General features: G+C 68.4%; 15 protein-coding genes and 1 tRNA gene. 2 read left to right on the top strand and 14 right to left on the bottom strand.

The features are described from left to right. The first annotated feature begins 79 nt into the window (after positions 1 to 79). The gene (locus D9R14_RS10950) at positions 80 to 1,090 is read left to right on the top strand and encodes a LysR family transcriptional regulator (protein ID WP_121623354.1); all 1,011 of its coding nucleotides are present in this window, start codon (positions 80 to 82) and stop codon (positions 1,088 to 1,090) included. A gap of 31 nt (positions 1,091 to 1,121) precedes the next feature. On the opposite strand, the gene D9R14_RS10945 is transcribed toward D9R14_RS10950, so the two are convergent. The 5 genes from D9R14_RS10945 to D9R14_RS10925 all read right to left on the bottom strand — a co-directional run bounded on the left by D9R14_RS10945 (position 1,122) and on the right by D9R14_RS10925 (position 6,632). Next, positions 1,122 to 1,445: a hypothetical protein gene (locus D9R14_RS10945; protein ID WP_121623353.1), complete on the bottom strand. Its 324-nt coding sequence runs from the start codon at positions 1,443 to 1,445 to the stop codon at positions 1,122 to 1,124. A 451-nt stretch (positions 1,446 to 1,896) separates the two neighbouring features. Further along, positions 1,897 to 1,972, bottom strand: a tRNA-Ala gene (locus D9R14_RS10940). Positions 1,973 to 2,082: 110 nt separating this feature from the next. Next, positions 2,083 to 5,325, bottom strand: coding sequence for an efflux RND transporter permease subunit (locus D9R14_RS10935; protein WP_121623390.1), 3,243 nt, complete (start codon positions 5,323 to 5,325; stop codon positions 2,083 to 2,085). A gap of 44 nt (positions 5,326 to 5,369) precedes the next feature. Then, a complete protein-coding gene (locus tag D9R14_RS10930; protein ID WP_121623352.1) occupies positions 5,370 to 6,398 on the bottom strand; it encodes an efflux RND transporter periplasmic adaptor subunit in 1,029 nt (342 codons plus the stop codon). Between the two features lie 30 nt (positions 6,399 to 6,428). Then, positions 6,429 to 6,632, bottom strand: coding sequence for a YgaP family membrane protein (locus tag D9R14_RS10925; protein ID WP_121623351.1), 204 nt, complete (start codon positions 6,630 to 6,632; stop codon positions 6,429 to 6,431). A gap of 115 nt (positions 6,633 to 6,747) precedes the next feature. Here D9R14_RS10925 and D9R14_RS10920 point away from each other — a divergent pair, with 115 nt between their 5' ends. Beyond that, entirely contained in the window at positions 6,748 to 7,038 is a 291-nt protein-coding gene (locus tag D9R14_RS10920; RefSeq protein ID WP_245420722.1) for an ArsR/SmtB family transcription factor, read from the top strand. A 104-nt stretch (positions 7,039 to 7,142) separates the two neighbouring features. Here the strand turns inward: D9R14_RS10920 and D9R14_RS10915 are convergent, their stop codons facing one another. The 9 genes from D9R14_RS10915 to D9R14_RS10875 form a co-directional block, all read right to left on the bottom strand. Next, positions 7,143 to 8,510 (bottom strand): arylsulfatase, encoded by a 1,368-nt coding sequence (locus tag D9R14_RS10915; RefSeq protein WP_121623349.1) that lies wholly within the window; start codon positions 8,508 to 8,510, stop codon positions 7,143 to 7,145. A gap of 28 nt (positions 8,511 to 8,538) precedes the next feature. Then, positions 8,539 to 9,492 carry a formylglycine-generating enzyme family protein gene (locus D9R14_RS10910; protein WP_245420721.1) on the bottom strand — a complete coding sequence of 318 codons (954 nt, stop codon included), beginning with the start codon at positions 9,490 to 9,492 and terminating at the stop codon, positions 8,539 to 8,541. A gap of 91 nt (positions 9,493 to 9,583) precedes the next feature. Continuing rightward, positions 9,584 to 9,778 (bottom strand): hypothetical protein, encoded by a 195-nt coding sequence (locus D9R14_RS10905; RefSeq protein WP_121623348.1) that lies wholly within the window; start codon positions 9,776 to 9,778, stop codon positions 9,584 to 9,586. A 54-nt stretch (positions 9,779 to 9,832) separates the two neighbouring features. Beyond that, complete coding sequence (locus D9R14_RS10900) at positions 9,833 to 10,708, bottom strand: ABC transporter ATP-binding protein (RefSeq protein ID WP_121623347.1); 876 nt, start codon at positions 10,706 to 10,708, stop codon at positions 9,833 to 9,835. After that, entirely contained in the window at positions 10,708 to 11,490 is a 783-nt protein-coding gene (locus D9R14_RS10895; RefSeq protein WP_121623346.1) for an ABC transporter permease, read from the bottom strand. Before D9R14_RS10895 ends, D9R14_RS10900 begins: the two co-directional genes overlap by 1 nt. Positions 11,491 to 11,549: 59 nt before the next feature. Then, the gene (locus D9R14_RS10890; RefSeq protein ID WP_121623345.1) at positions 11,550 to 12,374 is read right to left on the bottom strand and encodes an ABC transporter ATP-binding protein; all 825 of its coding nucleotides are present in this window, start codon (positions 12,372 to 12,374) and stop codon (positions 11,550 to 11,552) included. After that, positions 12,371 to 13,225 carry an ABC transporter permease gene (locus D9R14_RS10885; protein ID WP_245420720.1) on the bottom strand — a complete coding sequence of 285 codons (855 nt, stop codon included), beginning with the start codon at positions 13,223 to 13,225 and terminating at the stop codon, positions 12,371 to 12,373. Before D9R14_RS10885 ends, D9R14_RS10890 begins: the two co-directional genes overlap by 4 nt. Before the next feature lie 29 nt (positions 13,226 to 13,254). Next, positions 13,255 to 14,493 (bottom strand): ABC transporter substrate-binding protein, encoded by a 1,239-nt coding sequence (locus tag D9R14_RS10880; protein WP_121623343.1) that lies wholly within the window; start codon positions 14,491 to 14,493, stop codon positions 13,255 to 13,257. A 259-nt stretch (positions 14,494 to 14,752) separates the two neighbouring features. After that, positions 14,753 to 15,478, bottom strand: coding sequence for a Crp/Fnr family transcriptional regulator (locus tag D9R14_RS10875; RefSeq protein WP_121623342.1), 726 nt, complete (start codon positions 15,476 to 15,478; stop codon positions 14,753 to 14,755). Positions 15,479 to 15,515: the final 37 nt, after the last annotated feature.

The following is a 15,515-nucleotide window of genomic DNA, read 5'->3' as shown; positions in this document are numbered from 1 at the left end:
GATCATCAAAACAAATAATGATTGATTATCTGAAAAATCATCAAACCTGATGATGCGCGCGCCGTTGCGGGAGACAGGCATGGACGTCCGCCAGATGCAGTATTTCCTCTGCCTCGCGGAGACGCGCCACATGACGCGGGCGGCGCGCCGGCTCAACATCGTCCAGCCGGCGCTGTCGATGCAGATCGCCAGGCTGGAGGCGGAGTTCGGCCAGAAGCTGTTCGACCGCAGCGCCCACGGCGTCACCCCCACGCGCGCCGGCGAGACGCTGGCGCGGCTCGTCGCCCCCATCGTCCGCGACGTGGAGCACGCCATCCAGGAGATGGCCCGCCTCGACGGGCGCATCGGCGGCCGCGTGGCGGTGGGGCTCGTGACCTCGGTGGCGCAGAGCACGCTCGCCAGTTCCACCGCGACCATCGTGGCGCGCTATCCGGACGTCGAACTGTCCGCCTGCGAAGGCTATACGGAGACGCTGCTCGACTGGGTGGCCTCCGGCCAGCTCGACCTCGCCTTCGTCAACGTGCCGCGCCGCAGGCTGAGCCTCGATGCGGTGCATGTGCTGGACGAGGACATGGTGTTCGCCTGCCGGAATGACCCCGCGGACGCGCCGCCTGGGGATCTCACCATCGCGCAGCTCGAACGCTTCGACCTCGTGCTGCCCTCGCGCCGGCACGGGTTGCGCGCCATTCTCGACGAGCGCGCCGCGGAGGCGGGCATCAAGCTCAAGCCCCGTCTGGAAATCGATACGCTGCCCGCCATCTGCGACGTGATCGCGAGCACCGACCTCGTCACCGTCCTGCCCACCATCGCCCTGCACCAGGCCCTTGCCCTCGGCAAGGTGCAGGCGCGCCGCTTTCGCGGCCCGCGCCTCTCCCGTTCCATCGTGGTCGCGCACCATCCGCGCCGCGCCATCTCGGCCGCGGCGATGGCGGTGGTGGAGGTGCTGCGCCAGGACATGGTGGCCGCAGCCGCTTCGGCCAGCCGCTTCATCGTCGACCCGCTGCAGGCCGATGGGGATCCCAGCATGCCTGCGGGCGCGCCGCGCGCGGCGCCGCGACGTGCTCCACGAAGGCCGAAACCCGCGTCCTGAGGGCTGCCGGCCAAGGAATAGCTGGCCTGGCTTAGCGCCGCCCGTTGCTGGCGATCACATAGCCGGCGGCAAAGCCGATCAGCATGCCCATGAGGCCGGCCGACGACAGCACCGCGGCTGCGGTCCCAGGGTGCTCGCCAGCGGCTTCCGAGACCATCCGGGCCTTGCGTCCGGCCTGCTTCACCGCGCCGCTGGCCTTGGAGCGGATGTCGTGGAAGGCCTCCTCCGCGTCGTCGGCGACGTCCGCCATGCGGTCCTTGATGGACGTGCTCAGCCGAGCCATCTCGTCCCGCAGTTCGACAACTCGCGGTTCCAGGGCCTCGCGTGCCGCCCGGCCGGTATCGCTCTCTGCCATTGCTGCAATCCTCGCATCGTGCCGCGCCGGCCCATCTGCTGACCCGGTCACTCAGGTCAAACGCGGCCGCGAGACCCCCTGTTCCATCGGCCGCGATCTCCCGCATGCGCCGCGCCCGCAGCCGAGGAGCACAAGAGGCAAGGAGCGGACGAAGGTGATGCGGGCCGAGCCACGCCGGAGGGCGCCGGCCACGGCCCAGACGAGGACATCCGAGCGGATACGAATATCCTCCCGACCGGGTCGTTTTTCGATCTTACGGGAGAGGGCGCCTTGTCTCACCGATCGTCGCGAAGGCAGCCCGGCATTGACCGCGGCGCATGAGAAGGCGACAAGAGCTGATCCAGCGAGCGCCGTTTCCGGCAATGGGGCCCACCTGAGGATAGCGGCGATCGAAGCGCCGCTACGACCCTGCCGTTCGAGGTGCCAGCGGCGGTTTGCCTGTCGGGGAGCTTGGTGGAGCCGAGGGGAATCGAACCCCTGACCTCTGCAGTGCGATTGCAGCGCTCTCCCATCTGAGCTACGGCCCCGAACCATGGGAGGCGCCATTTACCGGGCGGCTCCCCCCCCTGTCAAGCGCGCGGGGAGCGTTGACGCAAGCCCTCCTCAGGTCCGTTGCCGCACCTTGCGCGGGACGGCCTTACGCCTCCCGTTCGCTGCGCGTGCCGCGCCCGCCCCGCAGCACCACATAGATGGCCGGGATCACCAGCACCGTGAGCGCGGTTGACGAGGCGAGCCCGAACAGCAGCGAGATGGCGAGGCCCTGGAAGATCGGGTCGGTCAGGATCACCGCCGCGCCGATCATCGCCGCGAGCGCAGTCAGCAGGATCGGCTTGAAGCGGATCGCGCCCGCCTCCAGCAGCACCTGCGTAAGCGGTCGCTGGGCGCCTCCCGGCGCCGCCCGCGCGTGGCGGATGAAGTCCACCAGCAGGATCGAGTTGCGCACAATGATGCCGGCCAGCGCAATGAAGCCGATCATCGAGGTGGCGGAGAACGGCGCGTCGAACAACCAGTGCCCCGCCATGATGCCGATGAAGGTGAGCGGGATCGGCGTGAGGATGACCAGCGGCAGCTTGAACGAGCCGAACTGCGCCACCACCAGGATGTAGATGCCGAGGATGGCGACACCGAAGGCAGCGCCCATGTCGCGGAAGGTGATCCAGGTCACCTCCCATTCGCCGTCCCACAGCACGGTCGGCCGGCTCTCGTCCACCGGCTGGCCGTTGAGCGCGATCTGCGGCTTGGGCAGGCTGCCCCAGTCCATGGCGTCGAGCGCCGCGTTCACCGCGATCATGCCGTAGACCGGCGCCTCGTAGGCGCCGGCAAGGTCCCCGCTCACCATCTCGGCGGCGCGCCCGTTGTGCCGGAAGATGGGGAAGGAGGAGGGCTCCCGCCTGACGCTCACCACGTCGCCCAGCTCCACCACGCCGCGCCCGCCGGGCAGCGCATTGGCCGGAACCGGCGTCGTCAGCGTGCGCGCGTCGGCCGCCTTGTCGGCCTTCGAGAGCGCAAGGCGGATGGGAATGGGCGCGCGGCCCTCGCCGCGGTGGGAATAGCCGACCGTCTGGCCGCCGAAGAAGGTGCGGATGGCGTCGTAAACGTCGGCCTGCTCCACCTTGTAGAATTCGAGATTGTCCTGGTCGATGGCGAGCCGCACCCGCTCGGCGGTGGTGCCGAAGCTGTCGTCCACGTCGACGATGTAGGGCACGCTCTCGAACGCCTGGCGCACCTTGCGCGCCACCGCGCGGCGGGTGTTCGCATCGGGGCCGTAGACCTCGGCGAGCAGGGTCGCGAGCACCGGCGGGCCGGGAGGCGGCTCGACCACCTTCAGCGCGCTGCCGTCGGGCAGCGGCACCGCCTTGAGCCGCTCGCGCAGCTCCAGCGCGATGGCGTGGCTGGTGCGCCCGCGTTCCGCCTTCGGCGCGAGATTGACCGCGATGTCACCCTGGCGCGGCGTGGCACGCAGATAGGAATGGCGCACCAGGCCGTTGAAGTTGAACGGCGAGGCGGTGCCGGCATAGGTCTGGAACGAGACCACCTCCGGCACCGCGGCGAGCACGTCCACCATCTGCTGGAGCACCCGGTTGGTCTCCTCCACCGCAGTGCCCTGGGGCATGTCGAGCACCACGTTCAGCTCGGTCTTGTTGTCGAACGGCAGCAGCTTCACCGTCACCTGGCGGGTGTAGATGAGGCTGAGCGAGGCCAGAGTCACCACGCCCACCGCCAGCAGGAAGGCGAGTGCGCGCCCCCGCGAGGCGAGGATGGGGCTGGCCACCTTCACATAGAGCCGGCCGAGCGCGCCGCCGCCGGCCGCCTCGTGCTGGTGCGCCACCGCCTTGGCGGAGCCCGCCACCTTCATCATCAGCCAGGGGGTCAGCATCACCGCGACGAAGAAGGAGAACACCATGGCGGCTGAGGCGTTGGCAGGGATCGGGCTCATGTATGGGCCCATCATTCCCGACACGAACAGCATGGGCAGCAGCGCCGCCACCACGGTGAGCGTCGCGACGATGGTGGGGTTGCCCACCTCCGCCACCGCATCGATGGCGGCGCGGGCGCGCGGGCGGCCGTCCTTCATCGCCCAGTGGCGGGCGATGTTCTCGATCACGACGATGGCGTCGTCCACCAGGATGCCGATGGAGAAGATGAGCGCGAACAGGCTGACGCGGTTGAGCGTGTAGCCCATGAGGCGGGAGGCGAACAGGGTGAGGAGGATGGTGGTGGGGATCACCACCGCCACCACGATCGCCTCGCGCCAGCCGATGGCAAAGCCCACCAGGACGACGATGGAGATGGTGGCGAGGCCGAGATGCAGCAGCAGCTCGTTGGCCTTCTCGTTGGCGCTCTCGCCGTAATTGCGGGTGACGGTGAGCGCCACGTCCTGCGGCAGCCACTGGCCGCGCACGGCGTCGAGGCGCTGGAGCACCGCGTCGGCGATGACGACCGCATTGGTGCCGGCGCGCTTGGCGATGGCGAGCGAGACCGCAGGCCGGCGCTCCAGCGTGTCCTTCACCCGCGTCACGTCGAACACGCGGGTCTCGTTGGGCTCGGTGGCGAGCGTGATGGCGGCGACATCGCGCACATAGACCGGCCGGCCATCGCGGGCGGTGAGCAGCAGGTTGCCGATCTCGCCCGCCGACTGCAGCGTCTGGCCGGCGACGAGGGTGCGCTGCTGGCCCTTCTCGCGCACGTAGCCCGCCTGGAAGGAGCGGTTGGCGCCCTCGATCTTGCCGGCGAGCTGGGCGAGCGTGATGCCGTAGAGCGAGAGCTTCTCGGGGTCCGGCGCGACGCGGATTTCTTCCGGCTGGGCGCCGACGATGTAGGTGAGGCCGATGTCGGGCAGCTTGGCGATCTCCACCTGGAGCTCGCGGGCGAGACGGGTGAGGTCGTTGGCGGTCCAGCGGGCGGCGACTTCGGGCGTAAGGTCCGCGCGCGGCGCCAGCGTCACCACCAGGATCGCCACGTCGTCGATGGACCGCCCGACGATCAGCGGCTCGGGGATGCCGACGGGGATGCGGTCGAGATTGGCGCGCAGCTTCTCGTGCACGCGCAGGATCGCTGCGTCCGGGCTGGTGCCGGTGAGGAAGCGGGCGGTGACGAGGACGCCGTCGTCGGCGGTGGTGGAATAGACGTGCTCGACCCCGTCGATGCTCTTGACGATGGTCTCCAGCGGCTCGGTCACCAGCTTCACCGCATCTTCGGCCTTGAGCCCGTTGGCCTCCACATGGATGTCCACCATGGGCACGGAGATCTGCGGCTCCTCCTCGCGCGGCAGCGTGACGAGGGCGATGAGGCCGAAGGCGAAGGCGGCGATCAGCAGCAGCGGGGTCAGCGGCGAGCCGATGAAGGCGCGCGTCAGCGTGCCGGCGATGCCGAGCCGCACAGGCGGGATCTCGCCCGAGCCGGGGGTGTCGATGGGCGCCCCGCTCATGGCGCCAGCACCGTGTCGCCGTCCACGAGGCCGGTGAGCACGACGACGCGCGGCGCGCCGTCCACCTCCAAGCGCTCACCCAGCACCACCGGCACGGCGATCGTCCCGCCGGCGGCGGCGACGCGCACGAGGTCGATGCCGTGGCGCGTCGTCACCGCATCCAGCGGCACCGCCAGCACCGAACGTCGGCCGATCTCGATCCACACCAGGGTGCGCTCGTTGACGAAATAGTCGCCGAGGCCTTCCACATCCACGTCCGCCATCACCCGCCCGGCGGTGATCTCGGGATAGACCTTGACGATGCGGCCGGAGCGGGCGGCGGCGATGCCGCCGGCCTTCTCCGGCGACAGGCCACGCGCGCCGATGCGCACCGTTCCGCCTTCCTTGATGTCCGCCGCATGGCGCTCGGGCAAGGACAGGCGCAGGTAGTACTGGCCGGAGGCGATGCGGGCGATCTCGTCGCCCGCCAGCACCACGCTGCCGGGGGTGACGGGCACGGTCAGAACGCGCCCGCCGGCGGGGGCGAGGACCGCGCCCTCGCGCGCCCGCTCCACCACCACGGCGCGGTCGGCCTCAGCCGCGGCCACCTGGTTGGCGGCGACGTCATACTGGGTCCTGGCGGTGTCGACGCGGCTCTGGCTCGCGACGCCGCGGGCGAGCAGCTGCTGCGCGCGGTCAAGCTCGGTGGCGGCATTGGCGAGCTGGGACTTCAGCTCCTGGATTCTCGCATTGGCGGCGTTGAGCGAGAGCGCGAGCTTGTCGTCCACCACCAGGGCGATCTCGTCGCCCTCCTTCACCTGCGAGCCCTCGGAGACCTTCACCTCGCGCACCGTGCCGCCGATCCGGGCGCGGGCCGGCACCACGGTGCGGCTCTCCACCTCGGCGAACACCGCCTTCAGCTCGGGCACCTCGATCGGGCGCACGAGGAATTCGGCGGCCTGCGCCGGGATGGCCGCGGTGCCGAGCGCTCCGGCGACGGCAATGAGGCGGAACGCCGGCGCGAGCCGGCGCGGGAGAAGCTGCATGATCGTGTCCCTGGTGCCGGCGGGGTCCGCTCAGTTGAAGGCGCAGCCCGACTTCACGCCCAGTTTCTTCAGGATGATGGCGGCCGGGCAGAAGCCGGTGACGGCGGCCTGCATGAGGTTGGCGCCCACGAAGGCGGTGAGCCAGAACCACAGGGGCGAGACGTAGATGCCGAGCGCCAAAGACAGCAGGACCATGAACCCGGCAAACAGCATGACCGCGCGATCAACCGACATTATGCTCTCCTGGAACTTGTGCCATCCGGCGCCATCCGCAGGCTGCGGCGGTGCGGGTGTTGGCTTGCACATAACATTCAAATAATCTAAATTCAATACTATGAATGTTTCAGACATGATCCCTGCATCGGAGCAGGCGGCCGAGCTGATGCGGGCGCTCTCCCATCCGCAGCGCCTCCTCGTGCTGTGCGCGCTCGGCGCCGAGGAGAAGTCGGTCGCGCAGTTGCGCGAGGAGCTGGGGATCGAACAGGTGCCCATGTCGCAGCAATTGATGCGCCTGCGTGCGGACGGCCTCGTCGCGGCGCGGCGCGAAGGCACCAGCGTGTTCTATCGCATCGCCCGCCCGGAGGTGCTGGACGTGGTCGAGGCGCTCCACGGCGCCTTCTGCGGCAAGGCCAAGGCCTGACCGGCCCACCGGGCGCGGCTGCACGCGGGGGCGGATGAAACGGACCGGGCCGGACGGCATCCCGTCCGGCCCTCGCCCATCACAGATTCGGATTGGCCCGCGCGTCACTCCGCCGACGGCGGCACGTAGCGCCCCTTCAGGCCCTCCGGGACCGGCGGGTGCTTGCGCAGCGTCTCCTGGAAGGCGGAGATCGCCTTCAGGCAGACCGACATCACCCATGTGTTGCGCAGGCTCTCCTCCGGATACTCCTCCTTCGGATCGGCCACGAGATTGAACACCTTGGGCATGGTGAGCTTCTGCGGCGAGGCGAACCAGTCACGCGTCTCCTCGTAGAAGGCGAGCTTCCAGTTGCGCCACTTCACCGCCTCCAGCCGCTCGGCGACGAAGGCGAACACCACGTCGCGCGGCGACTTCTCGCTCTTGCCCAGGATCAGGTCGCTCAGGTCCATGCCGTCGATCGGCCGGTCGTCGGGCACCTTGGCGCCGCACAGGACGGCGAGCGTGGTGAACGTGTCGATCTGGTGCACCATCTCGTTGGTGACCGCGCCTGGCGGGATGCGGCCGGGCCAGCGGATGATGCACGGCACCCGGAGCGACCCCTCCATGTGCGTGAAATAGTAGCCGCGCCACGGCCCGGACGAGCCCTGCCAGGGCCAGGTGGGATCGGGTCCGTTGTCGGAGGTGAAGACGACGATGGTGTCGTCGCGCACGCCGAGCCGCTCGATGGTGTCGAGGATCTGGCCAAGGCGATGGTCGGTCTCGGCGAGGCTGTCGGCGAAGTCGCCGTTGCCGGTCGCGCCCTTGAAGTCGGGGTGGGGCAGCGTCGGCAGATGCACCTGCGTGAGGGGCACATAAGCGTAGAACGGCATCTTCGCCGCGACGGCGCGCTCCATGAAGTCGATGGTGCGCCGGGTGATCTCGGCGTCCATGAAGGCGCGCTGTTCGAGGTCGTAGGGCTTGAGCCGCCGGCTCGTCTCGCCCTTCACGCCCTCCATGATGTATTGCGGCTCGATGCCGGCTTCGAGGAAGTGCGGATTGTCGGGCCAGAACACCTCGTCCGTGGTGCGCGGGATGCCGTACCACTCGTCGAAGCCGTGGTCGTTGGGCAGGCGCCCGTCGACGCTGCCCAGATGCCACTTGCCGAAATGTCCGGTGGCGTAGCCGATGTCGGACAGAAGCCTGGCGATCGTCACCTCGTAGGGGTTCAGCCCCTGCACCTCGATGTCGCCCACTGCCGGGTTGCCGATGGGCACCGTGAGCGTGCCGGAGCGGATGGCGTAGCGCCCGGTCATGATGGCCGAGCGGCTCGGGGTGCACTGCGCCTCCACGTTGAAGTTCGTGAACCGCATGCCCTCGGCGGCGAGCGCATCGGCGCGCGGCGTCGGCGCGCCCCGGAGCGCACCGCCGCCATAGCAGCCAAGCTCTCCGTAGCCGAGATTGTCGGTCAGGATGAAGACGACGTTGGGCTTCATTGGTCTTGTCCTTGGGCGGGGGTGAAATTCAGGCGTCGGCCACGCAGCGGAAGCCGATGTGGCAGGCCGCGCTGTCGATCATCTGCGGCTGGCGCGCCGCCGGCCGGTAGCGCTGGCAGAAATCCGGCGCGCACAGGAACGAGCCGCCCTTCAGCACCTTGCGCGGGATCGGCAGGTCCGGCTGGGCGGGGTCGAGGCTACGCGCGCGTGCTGCGCAGCAGGATCTTCCGGGGGCGCCCTCGGCTGCGGCCGCGTGCCGGGTGCCATACCAGTCGTCCGTCCACTCCCAGACGTTGCCGATCATGTCGTGCAGGCCGAAGCCGTTGGCGGGATAGAGCCCCACTGCCGCCGTGCCGGGCGGCGTGTCGCCTGCGTGGCGGGGAAACGGGCCGCCGGGCCAGATGTGCGCCATGCGCCGCCCGCCCGGCGCGAGCTCGCCGCCCCAAGCATATTCGGCCGCCCTCAAGCCGCCGCGGGCGGCGCATTCCCATTCGGCCTCGCTGGGAAGGCGCTTGCCGGCCCAGGCGGCATAGGCGGCCGCGTCCTCATGGGCCACATGCACCGCCGGGTGATCGTCGCGGCCATCAAGATCGCTGGCGGGCCCCTGCGGATGGCGCCAGCAGGCACCGGGAACGTAGCGCCACCAATCGGCCGGACCGCGGTTCGGACCATCGGTGCGCGGCGCGAAGACGAGGCTGCCGGGCACGAGCTGGTCCGCGGTCACGCCGGGATAGCGCGCCGGATCCGGCACCCGTTCCGCGACCGTGACGTAGCCGGTGGCGGCGACGAAGGCCGCGAACCGCGCGTTCGTGACCGGCGTGCGATCCATGAGGAAGCGCCCGACCTTTGCCCGGTGCGCCGGCCGCTCCTCCGGATAGAAGCGGTCGGACCCCATCACGAAGGCGCCGCCTGGAACAAGTGCCATGCCGTCCTGGGCCCCCTTGGGAGCGAGGAAGAGATCGAGCGCGCGTCTGAATCCCATGGCGGTCCTCGAAGGCAAAGGTGTCCCTGCGGCGCGCGCGGCGCCGTCTGAAAGGCGGTTTCGGCAAGGGCCCCGCGTCGGGGGGCGCGAACTAGGCCAGGGCCATGCCCGCGAGCAGAAGGACGCTCACGCTGGTGGCTCCGTAGGCGAAGAGATAATGGCGGCGGCGCCTGCGGTCGGGGTCCGGCCCGTCCATCAGCGGCACCCGGGCGGCCAGCAGCGACCAGCCTCCGCCGAGCAGCGCGAAGGCGATCGCCGCCACCTTCAGGATCAATGCCGTGTCCATGGCCCTCCCCCTGTCGGCTGGGAGCGCGCGAGGCGGCGAACCGCGCCGCGCCCATCAGTCGGCGACATGACGCCTCTCGAACGCTTCCTTGATGTCGGCCCCGGCTCCGGTCTCCTCGAAGGCGGCGGCGGCTTCGGCATAGAGCAGGTTCAGCGCCTGCTCCTTCAGCTCCGCGTAGCGGGGCGAGGAAAGCTGCTCGAACCGGCGCGGGCGCGGCAGGTCGACCTCGATCACCGCCGCCACCCTCGCCGGCGCGCGGGACAGCACCACCAGCCGGTCGGCGAGGAAGATCGCCTCGTCGATCTCGGAGGTGACGAAGATGGTCGTGGTGCGCGTCTCCTCGAACAGCCTGGTCAGGTATTCCTGCATCAGCTGGCGCGTCATGGCATCGAGCCCGCGGAACGGCTCGTCCATCAGCAGCACCAGGGGATCGTTGATCAGCGCGCGGGCCAGCTCGCCGCGCCGCTGCATGCCGCCGGACAGCTCGCGCGGATAGCGGTTCTTGAACTCGCCGAGGCCGAACCTCTCCAGCAGCGCCCCGGCTTCGGCGCGGATCTCCGGCATGGTCTTGATGCCGCGCACCATCGGCCCGTAGGCGACGTTCTCCAGCGTCGTCATCCAGGGGAACAGCGCCGTTTCCTGGAACACCATCAGGCGGTCCCAGCCCGGTCCCTTCACGTCCACCCCGTCGAGCCGCACGGTGCCGGCGTCGGCGCCGATATAGCCGGCGATGAGGTTCATCAGCGTGGTCTTGCCGCAGCCGGAGGGGCCGACCAGCACCGTGAACAGCCCGCGCTCGGCGAGGAAGGAGCAATCCTCCACCAGTTGCAGCGACTTTCCGCCCCGGTCGAACATGCCGACACTGGCGTGGCTCACCACGATCTCGCCGGAACCGGCGCCGGGAGAGCGTGCATTGGTCCGCGCGTCCATCAGCGCCTCCCCTGCCAGGGGGTGAGCAGTCGGCCGACCCGGCCGATGAGGGCGCTCGACACGAATCCGGCGATGCCGATGGCGAGCATGCAGACGATGACCTGGGCGCCGGCATTGATCTCGAACGACTGCCAGAGCAGGTAGCCGAGGCCGGTGTCGGAGGCGATCATCTCCGCCGCCACCACCATTTCCCAGCTGATGCCCATGCCCACCACCATGCCGGTGACGATGGATGGCATGGTCGCCGGCAGGACGATGTAGCGGAACAGGTGCCAGCGGTTCGAGCCGAGCGAGAGCGCGGCGCGGCGGTAGCTCTCGTCGATGGTGGAGGCGCCGCCGATGGTGTTGAGCAGCACGATCCAGAAGGCGCCGAGGAAGACGATGAACACGGTGCTCATCTCGCGGGTCGGCCAGAAGATGATCGCAACCGGGATCCACGCCACCGGCGGGATCGGCCGCAGGATCTCCGTGACCGGGAAGATGGTGTGGAACGCCATGCGGTTGGTGGCCATCATCAGGCCGATCGGCACGCCGATGATCTGCGCCAGCGCGAAGCCGGCAAGGATGCGCAGCACGCTCTTGTAGCAGGCGGTCCAGAAGGTGGCGGACGACAGGAGGTCCCAGGATGCGGCCACCACCTTGGTGGGCGGCTCGACCGCGGACAGGCCGGGAATGCCGAGCGGGCGCGCGAACTGCCAGGCGAGAAAGAAGGCGATGAGGGTCGCGGCCCCCACCACCAGGTCGAAGTGGCGATGGACGTATTTCCTGATCCCGGCGGACAACGGAACTCCCCTTTCGGCGGGCGTCGCGGATGGAGCGGATGCGGCGGTGGCGAGCGACTTCATCGGGCCATCTCCTTCTCGCCGGCCTCGAAGGCGCGCATGGCCTCGGTGTGGACCACGGCGGACAGCGCGGCCTTCAGCTCGAGGAAGCGTGGCGAGGTGAGCACCTCGTGGCTGCGCGGCTTCGGGATGTCGACGCTCACGACCTCCTTGATGCGGCCGGGGCGCGATGTGAACACCACGACCTTGTCGCCGAGGAACAGCGCTTCCTCCAGATCGTGGGTGATGAAGAACACGGTCTTCGGGAACTGCACCAGAAGTTCCAGCAGGTATTCCTGCATCACGCTCTTGGTGAGCGCGTCGAGCGCCCGGAACGGCTCGTCGAGCAGCAGCACGGCCGGGTCGTTGATGAGCGCGCGCACGATTTCCACGCGCCGCTTCTGGCCGCCGGACAAGTCGTTCGGATACTTGTCCTCGCACCCCTTGAGGCCGACGCGGGCGAGCAGCTTCAGCCCGTGCTCGCGGGCCTCGCGCTCGCTCATCCGGCCCTGCATGACGGGGCCGCATGTGATGTTCCACATCACGCTGCGCCAGGGGAATAGCGCGCCGTTCTGGAACACGACGATGCGGTCCTCGCCCGGCGCCGCGCTTGCGTCGGGGGTGGCGATGGTGCGCCCATCGAGCTGGATGGCGCCCGCGGTCAGCGTCTCGAAGCCGGCGACCGCATTCAGCAGGGTGGTCTTGCCGCATCCGGAGGGTCCGACGATGGCGCAGAATTCGCCGGGGGCGATGTCGAGGTCGACGCCGTCGAGCGCCAGCACCGCCTTGCCCTCGGGATCGTAGACCTTGCGCACCGCGCGGAAGGAGAGAGCGCCCCGGCTCATGCCACGCCTCCGAGGGTCTTGCCGCGCCAGCGCATGAGATAGGCGCCGAGCCGGCGGATGATGGCGCTGGAGATGTAGCCGCAGATGCCGAGCGTCAGGATCATGATGACCATGGTCTCGAACTGCACGTAGTAATAGGCCTCCCACACCTTGTATCCGAGGCCCGCCGTGCCGGAGACGATCTCCGACGCCACCAGCGAGAACCAGCAGGCGGCCATGGCGATCTGCAATCCGACGAAGATGAAGGGCAGCGCGCCGGGGATCACCACGTGGCGCAGGATCGCCCAGCGCGAGAAGCCGAGCGACTGGGCGGCGCGGAAATAGACCTCGTCGATCGAGCGGACGCCCAGCATGGTGTTGAGGATGGTGATGAAGAAGGCGGCGAGAAAGGTGAGCGCGATCACCGCGCTCTCGCGCGACGGCATCACCAGGATGACGAGCGGAATCCAGGCCAGAACCGGGATCGGCCGCGCCAGTTCCAGCAGGGGCTGGCACACGGCGCGAAACCAGCGGTTCCAGCCCGACAGGATGCCGATCACCACGCCGGCCGAAACCGCGATGAGGAATGCGAAGACGACCCGGCCGGCGCTGGCCTGCAGGTGATCGTAGTATTCCTTGGTGAATACCGAGACGCCGAAGGTGGGATCTGGGCTGAACATCTCGCGCAGACTGACCGAGAGCTTCGGAAGCTGCGCGAAGCGCCACACGGCAAACACATCCACCAGCAGGAACCAGGACAGGAAGAATATCGAGATGCCGAGCATCGCCTGGAAGAACGCAATCCACCGGGCCGCGGGCCTGGCGCCGGCCGGGCCGGACCCCGGACCCGGCAAGGAAGTGGGAGCTGCCATGACATGGCCTTTCCTGCTTTCGTCGTGGCTCAGCTGAACAGCGCCACATAGTCCTCGATGCGGTCCTTGTTGCCGAGCAGCGGATAGCCCTTGTCCAGCGGCACCGCCTTCAGGGTCACGAGCGGAGAGGAGACGCCCATCTCCTTCATGGCTTCGCGGGCGATGCTGTCGTCGACGGCACCGGGCAGCAGGGTCGAGGACGGGATCACCTTGTTGGCGGCGAGATACTCGACCACCTTGGCCTGGACAGCGCGGATCTCGTCGTTCCACACGAACAGCTTCTCGTCCCGGATCGGGCCGCCGTAATAGGGTTCGGGAAGCAGGCCGGCCAGCGAGAACCAGAGCGCCTGACGGGACAGGCCCTTCACGTATTTCTGCGCGATGGTGATGACTTCGTCATGGTTGCGCGGATCGCAGTACCAGATCTGCGCTTCGATCTCGGACTTCAGCCAGGCCTTCATGATCTCCGGCTTGGCGTCCATGAAGTCCTTGCGGGCGACCATGGTGCCGAAATCGCGCTCGTTCCAGGGATAGCCGGTGGCCACCACGCGCGCGATGCCTTCGCCGGCCACGGTGCTCACCGCCGCGCCCTGCGGGTCCCAGGTGCACGCGCCGTCGATGGTGCCGTTCCGGAGGCTGGTGGTGATGACGCCGATGGCGAGATTGAGGTATTCCGCCGGCTTGACGCCCTCGCGCTTCAGGACGTCCTGGAAGAAGCGATCGGACGCCGAGCCCTTCGGCGTGGCGACCTTCTTGCCGTCCATCCACTTGAGCGCTTCCTTCGAATTCGCGAACTCGGGCGCGTCCTTGCGCACCAGAACCTGGAAGGTGGCATAGCCCGAGGGCGACGAGCCGATGATGCCGACCGCGCGGATGTCCACGCGCTCGCGCTGGAAGGTGGCGATCAGGCCGGGCGCATCGCCGTTATGTCCGATCACGCTCTTGTTGGCGATCAGCTCGCTGGTGACGATGCCGCCCTGGATCGGGTGGGAGAAGGTGACGTTGGAGCCGGCCGGCAGATACTTTTTCCAGAAGCCCTTTTCCTGGTTGATCATGCCGAACCAGCCCTGGGTCCAGTCCGGCCGGATGGCGACGTTGAACTCCACCGGTGCGCCGGAGAGCTGCTGGCCGTAGGCAAGATCGCCCCAGGCGAAGCCGTAGGACGAGGCCGCCGCCCCGGCGATGGTCGCCGCCGAGCGCACCATGAACTGGCGGCGGGAGAAATCCAGCCGTGACTGGGCCGGAAGGGGCGTCTCGTGATCGGCCATTTGCGCGCTCCTGGAAGTCTGCTGTTTTTTGCTGTGAGGAAACAAATTTATCTGAGAGTAGGAGTCGGGCAGGAATAGTCGCAATCCCCGTAGTCAAGGAATTGCACTGCGCCTCAAGCAATGGCGCGCATTTAGGCAGACGCCTTCAAGATCGCCGGGAATCGGTGCAGACACGCTCTGCACCGAGAAGATCAGCAGAACCAGATCGCCAGTACAGCGGTCGAAATTATTGAATTGAAATACCACCTCGACGTCGCACTCAGTGGTCGAGCGCCTTCAGCGCATCCCAGTCACGGATCACAAGGTTGCGGCCATCGCCGCCCACCACGTTGTCTTCGCGGAACTTGGCGAGGGTCATTGTGACCCACTGGCGCGTCACGCCGATCAAGGCGGCGAGTTCGCTGTGGGTGTAGGGCAGTTCCAGATGCACCCCGTCCGCGGCCGGCACGCCATAGCATTCCGCCAGTTCCAGGATCGCCTTGGCGAGGCGCGCGGCCGCGCTCTGCGTCCCGAGCATCTGCAGCAGGTTGGACATGCAGCGGCCCTTGATGACCAGCCCGTCGAGCAGCGCCATGGTGAGCAGCGGCATGTGCGGCAGCAGTTCGCACAATTGGTCGCCGCTCAGGTAAAGCACCTGGGAATGCTCGGTCGCCTGCCCGGACCAGCAGTGCTTGCCGCGGCCGAACAGCTCCGGCCCGCCCACGAAATTGCTGGGCGTCCAGTAGGCAATGGTCAGTTCGCGCCCGCGCTCCGAGGTGTAGAAGGTGCGCACCCGGCCACTTTCGATGACGAAGATGCCGCCGTGCCGCGTCCCCTGCCTGAACAGCAGGTGGCCGGGATTGAGCCAGAGCGGACGCCCGGCCGCGCGCAGCGCCTGCCTCTCGTCGGGTGACAGGCGCTCGAAGATGCCGAGTTCCAGCGGGTCGCCCCGAAGCTGATCGAAATAGACGAACTCTTCCGCCGGCCGTGAGGGGTATGCTCTCATGATCGTCCACCGCGCGAGAGATGCCGCGACTGCGTCC

Origin of the sequence: Xanthobacter tagetidis (assembly GCF_003667445.1) — a bacterium.
GTDB classification, from domain to species: Bacteria; Pseudomonadota; Alphaproteobacteria; order Rhizobiales; family Xanthobacteraceae; genus Xanthobacter; species Xanthobacter tagetidis.
The sequence above is the reverse complement of the archived record's forward strand: the minus strand, read 5'-3'. Positions and strand labels throughout refer to the sequence as shown.